Consider the following 11,724-nt stretch of genomic DNA (forward strand, 5'->3'; position numbering starts at 1 on the left):
CAAAGTCCTGCCCGTGACGTCCACGCCGCCCCTTGACGCTGAGAGTCATGTGACCGACCTTCATCTTTCCCTCGACCGGTCCGCCGGGCGGCTGGCCGCGCAGATCGCCGCGGGCTTTCGCGCGGGGGTGCGCTCCGGCCGGCTGACCGCCGGGACCCGGCTGCCGTCGAGCCGCGATCTGGCCCGTGACCTGGACGTCTCCCGCGGTGTCGTCGTCACCGCCTACGAACAGCTCACCGCCGAGGGCTTCCTGATCGCCCGGCGCGGCGACGGCACCCGCATCGCGCCCCTGGCCCGCCCGGACGAGGAGGCCGCGCCGCCGCCCCGTCCCCCCGCCCGGGCGGCCGAGCGCCCGGCGGGACCGGCGGTCCGGTACGACCTGTCCCCGGGGCAGCCCGACCTTTCGGCGTTCCCCCGCGAGCGCTGGGTCGCCGCCGCCCGCACCGCCCTGCGCACCCTGCCGCACGACGCGCTCGGCTACCCCGACCCGGCCGGCGCCCCGGACCTGCGCGCCGAGCTCGCGTCCTACCTCGGCCGGGTGCGCGCCGCGCACGCCGACCCCGGCCGGATCGTGATCATGAACGGGGTGGCCCAGGGACTGTCGGGCCTGCTCGGCCGGCTGTGCGCCGACGGCCACACCGCGCTCGCCGTCGAGGACCCCACCAGCGTCCGGCAGCTGCCGATGCTGGCCGCCGCCGGGGTCCGCCTCGTCCGCGTCCCCGTGGACGAGGAGGGCGTGGACGTCGCGGCGCTCGCCCGCACCCAGGCCCGCGCCGTGCTCGTCACGCCCGCGCACCAGTACCCGACCGGCGTCGTGCTGTCCCCGGCGCGCCGCGCCGAGCTGATCGCCTGGGCGCGCGACGTGGACGGGGTGATCCTGGAGGACGACTACGACGCCGAGTTCCGCTACGACCGCGACCCCGTCGGCTGCCTCCAGGGCGTCGACCCCGACCGGGTCGTCCTCCTCGGCTCGGTCAGCAAGTCGCTCGCCCCGGCCCTGCGCCTGGGCTGGGCCCTCGCGCCGCCGTTCCTCGCCGAGGGCCTGCGGGAGCACCGCAACAACACCGACCTCGGCGCGCCCGTCCTGGAGCAGTACGCGCTGACCGAGTTCCTGCGCGGCGGGGGCTACGACCGGCATCTGCGCACCATGCGGAGGCGGTACCGGGCACGGCGGGACGCCCTGGCCGATGCGCTCGCCGAGAACCTGCCCGGCGCCAGGGTTCGCGGCGTCTCAGCGGGCATCCACCTCTACGTGGAACTTCCGGGCGGGTGCGCCGAGGACGAGGTCGTGGAGCGCGCCGCGCGAGCCGGGGTGTCGGTCGCGGGCGCGCGCGCCATGTGGTCGCCGCGCCGCGCCGAGGAGGCGCCCCCCGCGCTCGTCCTCGGTTACGCGGGTCTCCCGGAGCCCCGCCTGGTCAAAGCCGCGCAACTGCTGGGTCAAGCGGTTGCTCACGGTGCTGGAGGGTAAGAAGAGCTTCCCCGGTGTAGGAGGAATGCATGAGTCTGGAAGAGGCCGCGCGGCAGTTGAAGATGGCCGGCCACGACGCGCAGGTTGCCTTCGACTGTCTCGGTCTGGGCGACCTCGAACGGGCGCAGGAGCACGCCGTGACGCTCCGGGCCGCGGCCGACGCCGCCGAGGTGGCGCTCAGCCAAGCCCTGAAGGACATGTCTCCCGAGGAGGCCGTGGCCGAAGGCGAACGCGCCATCACCTCCCTGGCTGACGACGCGTGAGGGGTGTCTTCCCTGGGGCGCCCCCAGGGAAGACACTGCGCGGCAGGCGCGTGGAGCGAGTGCAACGCGCATGCCCGCCGAGCCGGCAACCGCAGCGACACCACAAGCCGGCACGGGCACGACCAAGCTCAGCCGCGGGTTGAGGATCGCCCGGCTCGTGACGGGGGTTCCAGGGGGTCGCTCCCCGGGGAGACACGGTCCCCCTGGGCAGGCACGGCGAAGCCCTTCGCGGTGGCGAAGACGACCAGGATCAGGACCGACGGGACGATGAAGGCGATGCGCAGGCCGTGGTCGGCGCTGAGCGGGGCGATGGCCCCGACCACGGCGGCGCCGAGGACGAAGCCGACGTAGTTGAAGATGTTGACCCGGGCGACGGCGACGCCGAGGCCGGTCGGGTCGACGCGCCCGGCGGCGGAGAAGGACACCGGGGCGATCACGCTCAGGCCGAGTCCGGCGAGCGCGAACGCCGCGATGGCGAAGGCCGCGTTGGGTGCGGCGACCACGCCGATCATGCCGAGGATGCCGACCAGGCCGCCGATCCGCACCACCGTGACGGCGCCCGAGCGGCGGACGGCGAGGTCGGCGACGGCGCGGCTGACGACCATGGTGATCTGGTAGGCGACGTAGCCGAGCGGGGCGACCCAGTCGCTCGCCGACAGCTCGTCGTCCAGGTACTTGGCGCCGTAGTTGGAGATCGCCGAGTCGGCCAGGTAGGCGACGGCCATCGCGGCGCCCACGACCAGGATCGGACGCCACGGGACGCTGCGCCCGGCCGCCTTCAGTTCCCCGGCGGTCGGCCCGTCCCCCTCCTCCGCGCGGCGGTAGAGGCGGGCGCCGGTGGCGAGCGAGGCGGCGACGCCGACGGCGGCGGCGACGGCGAACCCGGTGAACAGCGACAGGTCCAGCTTGTTGGTGAGGGACGCCCACAGGCCGCCGAGGATCCCCGCCACGCTCCACACCGCGTAGAACCCGGTGATCAGGCTGATCCCGTACCGGCGCTCGACGGCGACCGCCTGGGCGTTCATCGACGCGTCCACCGCGCCGACGAACAGGCCGAAGGCGGCGACGGCGAGGTAGAGGGCGAGGTCGTTGTCGCCGGTGAGGCCGATCAGGGCGATCGTGACGGCCACGGCGGGCTGGGAGACGCGCAGCACCGGGCCGCTGCCGAGCCGCTGGAACAGCGCGCCGGACGCGACGCTCCCCACGCCCGCGACCAGCGGCACCATGAGCAGCACCAGCGACAGCGTGGCGTCGCTCAGGCGGTGCGCCTCCTGCATCTTCGGTACCTGCGTCACCAGCGAGGCGAAGCAGAGCCCCTGGACGGCGAACGCCGTGTACGCGGCGAACCGGGCCCCGCGGTCCCGGGCGGTGGTGCCCTCGCTCATGCGCCCGACCCTCTCTGGCTGCGCAACGTGAAGAAGATTCGCGTCAGCGTAGGGACAGGGTACGCCCCAGGTCAATGGGCGGAGCGCGTCAGCCGATGAGGCGGTTGCGCATGCCCCGGACGGCGATGATCCACATCAGCGCGGCGAACGCCACCAGCGCGCCGAGGTGCCCGAGGTCGGCGAGCGGGTGCAGGCCGAACACCGCGTCCCTGACCAGCTGCACGCAGTGGTAGAGCGGGTTGAGGTGGGAGACCTTCTGCGCCCAGCCGGGCAGCGCCTCGACGGGGAAGAACGTTCCGGCGATCAGGAACAGCGGCGTCACCACGCCGGTGATCACGTAGTCGAAGGAGTTGATCGACGGCACCACCGACGACGTCCACATGCCGAACAGCCCGAAGCCGAGCGCGGTGAAGAACGTCACGAACGGCACCAGCAGCATCCCGGGGGACGGGTCCAGGCCGAAGAACAGCGCCACGACGATCGGGGTGCACGAGTACACCGCCGACTTGGCCGCGATCCACAGCGCCTCGGCGGTCACCAGTTCGTGCACGTCCACGGGCGCGGCGAGCATCGCGTCGTAGGTGTGCTGGAACACGCGCCTGATGTAGCCGTTGAACATCCCCGGGAACACCGAGGTGAACAGCGCCGCCGTCCCGACGACGCCGGTCGCGACGAAGTCCAGGTACCGGTAGTCCCCGATCACCGCGACCATCGAGCCGAACCCGTAGCCGAAGGCGAGCAGGAAGAACGTCGGCTCCACCATCGAGGCGAACGACTGCGACTTCCAGTACCGCTTGTAGAGGGCCAGCTCGTGCCGCCATATCCCGCGCACCGGGGCCGTCTCGAACCGGCGCAGGCGCGGCGCCCGCTCCGGATGAGCCGCTTCCGCCCGGGCGGTCACTCCACACGCTCCCCGGTCAGCACCACGAACACGTCCTCAAGGTTGGAGGCGCGGCGGACGCCGTCCGGGCCGAGCGCCTCCTCCAGGGAGGGCGCGATGGTCTCGGCCTTCAGCACCGACACCGACGGCCCGGTGCGGCGGGTCGGCAGGCCGGCCGCCCGCGCGACCCGCTCCACCTCCGTCAGCCGGTCCGGCGGCCCGTAGTGCTCGACGACCCGTTCGCCCGCGTACTCGGCGACCAGCGCCGACGGCGTGCCCCGCGCGATGACCCTGCCGTGCGACATCAGCGCGCACTCGTCGGCGAGGCGCTCGGCCTCCTCGATGTAGTGCGTCGACATCAGCACGGTCGTGCCGCCGGCGCGCAGCATGTCGATCAGCCCCCACAGCTCGGCCCGCACCTGCGGGTCCAGGCCCACGGTCGGCTCGTCCAGCAGGACGAGCGCGGGCCGGTGCACCAGCCCCCGGGCGATCAGCAGCCGGCGCCGCATGCCGCCGGACAGGGCGTCCACCCTGGTCAGCTGCCGCTCGGTGAGGTGCGCGATCGCCAGCGCGTCGTCCACCGCCTTGCGCCGCGCCTGGCGCGGCACCCGGTACAGGTGCGCGAACACCTCCAGGTTCTCGCGCGCGGTCAGCTCCTCGTCGAGGTTGTCCTGCTGGGGGACGACCCCCATCGCCGCCCGCGCGCGCTTGGACTCGCGGGGCACGGCGAAGCCGAGCACGCGGATGCTGCCCTCGTCGGCGATCGCCTGCGCGGTCAGCATCTTCATCGTCGTCGACTTCCCGGCGCCGTTCGGCCCCAGCAGCCCCAGGCATATCCCCGCGGGGACCTCCAGGTCGAGCCCGTCCACGGCGGTGAAGCCGCCGAACCGCTTCACGACGCCGCGCAGGCTGATCGCCGCCGTGCCGGTGCCCTCGCGGGCAGCCGCGATCTGGGCACGATGCAAGGTCATACCTCTCACACTAGGTAAGGGAGGGACGAATCCCCACCCGTTTTCCTGTGGGGCCGTCCCCGCCGGGGGATACCCTCTTCCCTGTGGACGTCCCCTATCGCCCGGCGACCGAAAAGGTCACCAGCGTGCGCGACCTGCGCGCGTCCGACGCCGACCGGGAACGCGTCGCCGCCGTCCTGGGCGAGGCCCTCGCGGACGGGCGGCTCACCATGGAGGAGCACTCCGAGCGCACCTCCCGCGTCTACGCCGCCCGCACCCTGGGCGAGCTGACCGGGCTCACCGGCGACCTCAGCCCCGAGGAGGCGCAGCCCATCCTCGTGGACGACCGCCCAGTCTCGGTCTTCTTCGGCCGCACCAGGCGGGACGGGCGCTGGGTCGTCCCCGTCAAGCTCCCGCTCCTCGCCCTGTTCGGGACGGTCGAGCTGGACCTGCGCGAGGCCGTCCTGCAGCGCCGCCACATCGTGGTCGACTCGCTGGTGCTCGGCGGCCGCATCCGGCTCCTGGTCCCCGAGGGCGTCCGCGTGGACGTCACGGGGCGCACCATCCTCAGCACCCGCGACCTGCGCGCCCGTCCCGCGGCCGAGGGCCCGACCATCGAGGTGGGCGGCACGCTGATCTTCGGGTCGGTGCGGGCGCGGGCCCCGAAGCCCTCGCTGCGCCGCCGCGTCCGCAACCGCATCACCCGCGGCCGGTAGGCCCGCGGCCCCTACACCGCCGTGTCGAAGTTGATCGCGCTGTAGGCGCGCAGCTTGCTCAGCTGGTGCTCGCTGGAGATCGTCCGGATGGTGCCGCTGCGCGACCGCATGACCAGCGAGTGCGTGACCGCCGTGCCCTTGCCGTAGCGGACGCCGTCGACCAGTTCCCCGTCGGTGATGCCGGTCGCGGCGAAGAACACGTCGTCGGAGGTCACCAGGTCGTCGGTGGTGAGCACCCGGCCCAGCTCGTGGCCCGCGTCGGCGGCCTTCTGCCGCTCCTCGTCGTCCTGCGGCCACAGCCGGCCCTGGATCACCCCGCCGAGCGCCTTGATCGCGCACGCGGCGATGATGCCCTCCGGGGTGCCGCCGATGCCGAGCAGCAGGTCCACGCCGGTGCCCGGCCGGGACGCCATGATCGCGCCGGCCACGTCGCCGTCCAGGATGAACTTGATCCGCGCCCCGGCCTCCCGGACCTCCTTGACGATGCCCTCGTGCCGCGGCCGGTCCAGGATGCAGACCGTCACGTCGTGCGGCGAGGACCCCTTGGCACGGGCGATCGCGCGGATGTTGTCGGCGATCGGGCGCTCGATGTCGACGGCGTCCGCCGCCTCCGGGCCGGTCACCAGCTTCTCCATGTAGAACACCGCCGACGGGTCGAACATCGACCCGCGCGGCGCCACCGACAGCACCGCGATCGCGTTGCTCATGCCGAGCGCGGTCAGCCGGGTGCCGTCCACCGGGTCCACGGCGACGTCGCACTCGGCGCCGGAGCCGTCCCCGACCGCCTCGCCGTTGAACAGCATCGGCGCGTTGTCCTTCTCGCCCTCGCCGATCACGACGACGCCCCGCATGGACACCGTGTTGATCAGCTGGCGCATCGCGTTCACGGCGGCCCCGTCGGCGCCGTTCTTGTCCCCCCGGCCGACCCAGCGTGCCGCGGCCATGGCGGCGGCCTCGGTCACCCGGACCAGTTCCATCGCGAGGTTGCGGTCCGGCGCCGACGGCTCGGTGGTGAGGGGAGAGGAAACGGTGGTCTCATCGGACATGGCGGGGCAGCCCTTCGGTCGGTGGTGCCTCGGATTCTCCGTGGACCGGATGTCAGGCCACAAATTGGACCAGACCAGCCGGGCCGCGGGCCGTCCGGGCACGGGGTCGAACAGGTGTCCTGGCGCGGGTGAAACGGGCCGACGCAGGTGAAACGAGACACCGTGCGGAGCCGTGAAACCACCGCGGCACGGACAAGGGATCGTTTCCCCCTGGGAGAGGGCGTAATCTCAGGCGTCATGAGCAGCGACATCGACGTCCCGTCCGGCGGGGTGACTCGGAACGGGGGCGCGCGGCCCGCCGACGGCCCCGCGCGGACCTCCGACCGCGGGGCCGCCACCCGCGGCGCCCTGCTGGCCGCGGCCAGGGACGTCTTCTGCGAGTCCGGCTTCGCCCAGGCCGCGGTGACCGACATCGTCGCCAAGGCCGGCGCCAGCGTGGGCAGCCTCTACCACCACTTCAACGGCAAGGCGGACCTGTACCTGACGCTGTTCGAGGACTTCCAGGGACGCCAGCAGGAGCGCACCCGCGAAGCGATCAGCGCCGTCCGGGAGGCCGGCGAGAAGGACCCCATGCGGCAGTTCATCGCCGGCGCGGGCGCCTACCTCAACGGCTGCCTGGACGAGCGGGACGTCGCCCGGCTGTTCATCTCCGGCGACGGGCCCCCCGGGTTCGACCGGGTCATGCGCCAGCGGCTGAACAAGTGGGCCCGCCGCAACGCGGCCCTGTTCCACACCGCCGACGGCGGCGTCGACGAGGCCCTGGTCACGGTGCTGACGGGCGCGATGGCGGGCGCGGTGTCGGAGATCTCGCTGCTGGACGACGAGGACGCCGCCCGCAGGCTGGCCGACAAGATCATGGTCATCGTCGGCACGATTCGCAACCCCGGTACGGAGCAGCGCTGAGGGTGGGGGATCCTGGAGGGGTGACCGACGAGACCCCATCCTCCGCCCCGGACGCCGAGGCCGCTCCGCCCGGGGCGCCGTCGATGCCGGACGCGCCCGCGGACCGGCCCGAGACGGATGCTCCGCGGGCACGGCCCGAGCCGGCCGCGCCCGCGGGACGGCCCGTGGTCGAGGTGAGCCCCGGCGTGTACAAGCGGCTGACCACGGGCCTCGGCGGCTTCACCATGGCGATGGGCGCCTGCCTGCTGATCGTGCTGGCGATCTACGTCGTCTCGCCGCGCAGCGACGGGGAGGTCCTGCCGACCGTCGACTACAGCTCGCAGCTGTGGGTGATGCGCAACGACGCGCCCTTCACCGTCCACGCGCCCGAGGGGCTGCCCGCCACCTGGCGTCCCAACAGCTCGCGGGTGCACGGGCTGGACGCCGGCGGCAAGGACCCCGTCGCCTGGCATCTGGGGTTCGTGACGCCCGGCGACGAGTACGCGGCGCTGGAGCAGAGCAACGAGAAGGCGTCGCAGTACGTCCCGCGCATGGCCAACAGCAGCCAGCCGGTCGGGACGCAGCAGGTGAACGGCGTCACCTGGACCAAGTACCACCGCAAGGACAAGAAGGCGAACTCACTCGCCCGGACGCTTCCGGACGGGGCCAGCATCGTCGTCACCGGTACCGCGTCCTACACGGAGCTGGCGGTCCTGGCCGGGTCGCTCAAGGAGCAGGCGAAGACCGGGGGGCCGGCCCCCACGGCGACGGTCACGCCGGCCTCCTGAGCCTCAGAACGGGGCGGCGGCGTCGCCGTCGTCCGGCCGTTCCAGGGCCGCGGCCAGCCGGGCGCGGGCGCCCTCCAGCCACTCCTCGCAGACGGCGGCGAGCCTCTCGCCCCGCTCCCACAGGCCGAGCGACTCCTCCAGCGTCAGGCCGCCCGCCTCCAGCCGCTTGACGACCTCGGCCAGCTCGTCCCGCGCCTGCTCGTACGACGGCTTCTCGGCCGTCCCCTTCTCGTTCGCCACCGGCCCACCCTCTCATCCCCCGGGGGACCTCCCGCCCCCCGGTCGGCAACTCACGGTCCCGTCGGCGACCCGCGTCATTCCCGGTCGGTCACGCTCACACCGAGCCGCCCGTCGGCGAGCCGCACGTGCAGGCGCTCGCCGTCCTTGACCGACGCCGCCTCCCGCACCACCGACGCGTCCTCCCGCTGGACGATCGCGTACCCGCGCTCCAGCGTCGCGGCGGGGGACAGGGCGAGCAGCCGGGCGCGGGTGTGCCCGAGCTCGTCCCCGGCCCGGTCCAGCGCCGCCGACAGGCACCGGCGCGCCCGGTCGCGCATGGCCGCGACCTGCTCGGACTGCCGCTCGATCTCCCGCACCGGGTCGGCCAGCGCGGGCCGCGAGCGCACCGACCGCAGCCATGCCAGTTCCCGCTCCACCGCGCCGGACAGGCACCGCCGCCCGCGGTCGCGCAGCTGCCGGACGAGCTGGAGCTGCTCCCGCACGTCCGGTACGGCCTTCTTGGCGGCGTCGGTCGGGGTGGAGGCCCGGACGTCGGCGACCAGGTCCAGGAGCGGGCTGTCCTGCTCGTGCCCGATCGCGCTGACGACCGGCGTGCGGGCGGCGTGGACGGCGCGGACGAGGGCCTCGTCGGAGAACGGCAGCAGGTCCTCCATCGCGCCGCCGCCGCGCGCGATGATGATCACATCGATCTCGGGATCGGCGTCCAGCGCGCGCAGCGCCTCCATCACCTCGCCGACCGCGTACGAGCCCTGCACCGCGGTGTTCTCCACCCGGAACGCCACCGCCGGCCACCGCCGCCGCGCGTTCTGCAGGACGTCGTGCTCGGCGTCGGAGTCGCGCCCGCAGATCAGCCCGATCCGGCCGGGCAGGAAGGGCAGCGGGCGCTTGCGCTCGGGCCGGAACAGCCCCTCGGACGCCAGCACCCGCTTGAGCCGCTCCAGCCGGGCCAGCAGCTCGCCGACGCCGACCGGCCTGATCTCCAGCACGCTGAGCGAGAACGTCCCGCGGTTGATCCAGAAGTCGGGCTTGGCGTGCACGACGACGCGGGCCCCGTCGGTGACCGCCGGCCCGGCGGCCTCGAACACCGCGCGCGGGCCGACGACCCGCACCGACATGTTCGCCACCGGGTCGCGGAGCGTCATGTAGACCGTGCCGCCGCGGGCGTTGAGGTCGGTGATCTGACCCTCCACCCAGATGCGGCCGAGCCTGCCGATCCATCCGCTCACCGCCTGCAGCACGGTGCGCACCGGGACCGGGGATTCGGCCGTGGTCTCCATCGCCATGCAGGCAGCCTACGGCGCGGGCCGCGCCCCCGGTCCGGACGCCGCCCGCACCGGCAGAATCCCTGTGACCGACGGGACGCGTCCCGGGCCACCGGACGCGAGCCGAGCCGACCCCGTCCTGCCAGGCAAACCGAGGAGAACGCCGTGACCGCATCCGAACGCGAGCTCGCCGAGCAGCTCAACCGGCGCCTGCGCCACGTGGTGCTGATGCTCCGGCAGGCCGGCGCCGACCAGCCGATCACCAGCCAGCAGCTGTCCGTGCTCGGCTCCCTGGAGCACGGGCCGCGGCGGATGACCGAGCTGGCCGCCGAGCACGGCGTCCGGCTGCCGACCATGACGGCGCAGATCAACCGGCTGGAGCGCGACGGGCTCGTCGCGCGCGGCCGGAGCGGTGCCGACGCCCGCGTCGTCACCGCACGGCTCACCGGCCCGGGGCGCGACCGGCTGGCCGCCGGGCGCGAGCGCCGGATCGGCTTCCTCGCCGAGCGGTTCGCGGAGCTGACCGGCGAGGAGCGCGCGGCGGTCGCCGCGGCGCTGCCCGCTCTCGACAAGCTCTTCGGCGTGCCCTGAACCAGCACACGGAGGTACTCATGCACGCGAAGCCCTCGGCGACCCCGAAGGGCGGCGGCATCCTCAGGCAGCCGACGTCGGTGTGGGCGACCGCCTTCGCCGCCGTCGTCGCCTTCATGGGCATCGGACTCGGGTCGACGTCGACCACACCTTCCAGGACGCCCCCGCGGCGGCCTGACCCCGGGACGGAAGAAGCCCCCGGGCGCTCCCGGGGGCTTCGTCCTGCTGTCGCTCTCAGTTGAGGCCGTTGAGCTTGGCGATGCGGCGCTCGTACATGCGGATGACGTCCTCACGACCGGCGTGCGTGCGCTCGTACTCGCGCAGGAGCTTCACCTGGTCGGCGGACAGGCCGCGAAGGCGCGCGCGCAACTGCGGCAGCGTGGCGCTGTCGTAGTCCGGCACCGGCAGATCCTCGGCGATGTGCTTGGCCTCCGCCTGCGCCGCGGGCTTCGCCTCCGGCTTCGGCTCGAACGCCGCCTCATCGGCCTTCTTCTGAGCCCTCTGCTTCGGCTTCTCCGTGGCCTGGCCCTTCGGAGCCGCGGCCGCCCTGGGCTCGGCCGCCCTGGGCTTGGCGGTCTCGGCCTTGGCGGTCTCGGCCTTGGGCTTTGCGGGCGCGGGCTTTGCGGGCTCGGCGGCCTTCGGGCTCGGGGCGGGCCCCGCCTGCGGCGCGGGCTCCGGCTTCGGCTCGGACGGCACCGGCTTCGGCGCGGATTCGGCGGCCGGACCGGCCTCGCCCCCCGCCTTGGCGTGGTGCCTGCCGAGCGCGCCCGGCCTGGCGGGCTTCGGCGGCGGTCCCGGACGGGCGTGCTTCGCCTTGTGGTCCGGGCCGCCGCCGGGCTTGCCGACCGCGATCTCCTCGGTGGCCGTCCTCGCGGTGGCCGACCTCGCGGCGGCCGTCCTGGTGCGGCGCGCGGGCTCGGGCGCGGGCTCGGCCTCGGGCTCCTCACCGCGGACGCGCTCGGCGACCAGCCCGACGACCCTGCCGGCCGTGTGCTGGACGTCGTCGCGCAGCCGCAGGGCCACCGGCTTCACACCGCCGCCTTCGGTGATCTCCTTGTAGTCCCTGGTCACCCGGTCGCTGAGCAGCAGTGCCCGGCCGACGCCGAACATGGCCAGCCGGACGGCGTGCAGCGGGAGATCCCGGACCTGCTCGCCCATCGTTTCGCGGACCTGCTCACTGAGGCGGCGCGGCGATTTCCTCATCGGACGTTCCTCTTCCTGCCTCGTCTCCGTCCCCCTCACTCTGCCCCATC

13 protein-coding genes are annotated in these 11,724 nt (G+C 73.8%); 6 read left to right on the forward strand and 7 right to left on the reverse strand.

Annotated elements, in window-relative coordinates:
* Window positions 1–49: 49 nt before the first annotated feature.
* Together pdxR and CHC11_RS10335 are read left to right on the forward strand one after the other, a co-directional pair.
* Window positions 50–1,468 (forward strand): MocR-like pyridoxine biosynthesis transcription factor PdxR, encoded by a 1,419-nt coding sequence (gene pdxR / locus CHC11_RS10330; protein WP_089311412.1) that lies wholly within the window; start codon window positions 50–52, stop codon window positions 1,466–1,468.
* Window positions 1,469–1,497: 29 nt separating this feature from the next.
* Window positions 1,498–1,731 carry a hypothetical protein gene (locus CHC11_RS10335; protein ID WP_089311413.1) on the forward strand — a complete coding sequence of 78 codons (234 nt, stop codon included), beginning with the start codon at window positions 1,498–1,500 and terminating at the stop codon, window positions 1,729–1,731.
* Between the two features lie 128 nt (window positions 1,732–1,859).
* Here CHC11_RS10335 and CHC11_RS10340 read toward each other — a convergent pair whose 3' ends face one another.
* The 3 genes from CHC11_RS10340 to CHC11_RS10350 form a co-directional block, all read right to left on the reverse strand.
* Window positions 1,860–3,116: an MFS transporter gene (locus tag CHC11_RS10340; RefSeq protein WP_245919027.1), complete on the reverse strand. Its 1,257-nt coding sequence runs from the start codon at window positions 3,114–3,116 to the stop codon at window positions 1,860–1,862.
* Window positions 3,117–3,204: 88 nt separating this feature from the next.
* Window positions 3,205–4,017 (reverse strand): ABC transporter permease, encoded by an 813-nt coding sequence (locus CHC11_RS10345; RefSeq protein WP_089311414.1) that lies wholly within the window; start codon window positions 4,015–4,017, stop codon window positions 3,205–3,207.
* Window positions 4,014–4,967, reverse strand: coding sequence for an ABC transporter ATP-binding protein (locus tag CHC11_RS10350; RefSeq protein WP_089311415.1), 954 nt, complete (start codon window positions 4,965–4,967; stop codon window positions 4,014–4,016). The genes CHC11_RS10345 and CHC11_RS10350 overlap by 4 nt, the downstream gene beginning before the upstream one ends.
* A gap of 83 nt (window positions 4,968–5,050) precedes the next feature.
* On the opposite strand from CHC11_RS10350, the gene CHC11_RS10355 reads away from it, so the two are divergent.
* Window positions 5,051–5,662: a DUF1707 SHOCT-like domain-containing protein gene (locus CHC11_RS10355; protein WP_089311416.1), complete on the forward strand. Its 612-nt coding sequence runs from the start codon at window positions 5,051–5,053 to the stop codon at window positions 5,660–5,662.
* 11 nt (window positions 5,663–5,673) lie between these two features.
* Here the strand turns inward: CHC11_RS10355 and glpX are convergent, their stop codons facing one another.
* The gene (glpX, locus tag CHC11_RS10360; protein ID WP_089311417.1) at window positions 5,674–6,708 is read right to left on the reverse strand and encodes a class II fructose-bisphosphatase; all 1,035 of its coding nucleotides are present in this window, start codon (window positions 6,706–6,708) and stop codon (window positions 5,674–5,676) included.
* 237 nt (window positions 6,709–6,945) lie between these two features.
* Here glpX and CHC11_RS10365 point away from each other — a divergent pair, with 237 nt between their 5' ends.
* Both CHC11_RS10365 and CHC11_RS10370 read left to right on the forward strand, forming a co-directional pair.
* A complete protein-coding gene (locus CHC11_RS10365; protein ID WP_089311418.1) occupies window positions 6,946–7,611 on the forward strand; it encodes a TetR/AcrR family transcriptional regulator in 666 nt (221 codons plus the stop codon).
* Window positions 7,612–7,631: 20 nt separating this feature from the next.
* Window positions 7,632–8,378 (forward strand): DUF4245 domain-containing protein, encoded by a 747-nt coding sequence (locus tag CHC11_RS10370; RefSeq protein WP_245919029.1) that lies wholly within the window; start codon window positions 7,632–7,634, stop codon window positions 8,376–8,378.
* Between the two features lie 3 nt (window positions 8,379–8,381).
* Here the strand turns inward: CHC11_RS10370 and CHC11_RS10375 are convergent, their stop codons facing one another.
* Window positions 8,382–8,618: an exodeoxyribonuclease VII small subunit gene (locus tag CHC11_RS10375; RefSeq protein ID WP_089311419.1), complete on the reverse strand. Its 237-nt coding sequence runs from the start codon at window positions 8,616–8,618 to the stop codon at window positions 8,382–8,384.
* Window positions 8,619–8,692: 74 nt separating this feature from the next.
* Entirely contained in the window at window positions 8,693–9,901 is a 1,209-nt protein-coding gene (gene xseA, locus CHC11_RS10380; RefSeq protein ID WP_179278776.1) for an exodeoxyribonuclease VII large subunit, read from the reverse strand.
* Between the two features lie 144 nt (window positions 9,902–10,045).
* Here xseA and CHC11_RS10385 point away from each other — a divergent pair, with 144 nt between their 5' ends.
* The gene (locus CHC11_RS10385) at window positions 10,046–10,471 is read left to right on the forward strand and encodes a MarR family winged helix-turn-helix transcriptional regulator (protein WP_342749966.1); all 426 of its coding nucleotides are present in this window, start codon (window positions 10,046–10,048) and stop codon (window positions 10,469–10,471) included.
* Between the two features lie 234 nt (window positions 10,472–10,705).
* Here the strand turns inward: CHC11_RS10385 and CHC11_RS10390 are convergent, their stop codons facing one another.
* A complete protein-coding gene (locus CHC11_RS10390) occupies window positions 10,706–11,674 on the reverse strand; it encodes a DUF8129 domain-containing protein (protein WP_143226999.1) in 969 nt (322 codons plus the stop codon).
* Window positions 11,675–11,724 lie beyond the last annotated feature (50 nt).

The sequence above is a fragment of the Actinomadura mexicana genome, from assembly GCF_900188105.1.
GTDB lineage: Bacteria > Actinomycetota > Actinomycetes > Streptosporangiales > Streptosporangiaceae > Spirillospora > Spirillospora mexicana.

Excerpts from the sequence above, each read along its gene's own strand:
- CHC11_RS10335 (WP_089311413.1), top strand. The coding sequence starts at position 1,498 with ATGAGTCTGGAAGAGGCCGCGCGGCAGTTGAAGATGGCCGGCCACGAC.
- CHC11_RS10340 (WP_245919027.1), bottom strand. The coding sequence starts at position 3,116 with ATGAGCGAGGGCACCACCGCCCGGGACCGCGGGGCCCGGTTCGCCGCG.
- CHC11_RS10350 (WP_089311415.1), bottom strand. The coding sequence starts at position 4,967 with ATGACCTTGCATCGTGCCCAGATCGCGGCTGCCCGCGAGGGCACCGGC.
- glpX (WP_089311417.1), bottom strand. The coding sequence starts at position 6,708 with ATGTCCGATGAGACCACCGTTTCCTCTCCCCTCACCACCGAGCCGTCG.
- CHC11_RS10365 (WP_089311418.1), top strand. The coding sequence starts at position 6,946 with ATGAGCAGCGACATCGACGTCCCGTCCGGCGGGGTGACTCGGAACGGG.
- xseA (WP_179278776.1), bottom strand. The coding sequence starts at position 9,901 with ATGGCGATGGAGACCACGGCCGAATCCCCGGTCCCGGTGCGCACCGTG.
- CHC11_RS10390 (WP_143226999.1), bottom strand. The coding sequence starts at position 11,674 with ATGAGGAAATCGCCGCGCCGCCTCAGTGAGCAGGTCCGCGAAACGATG.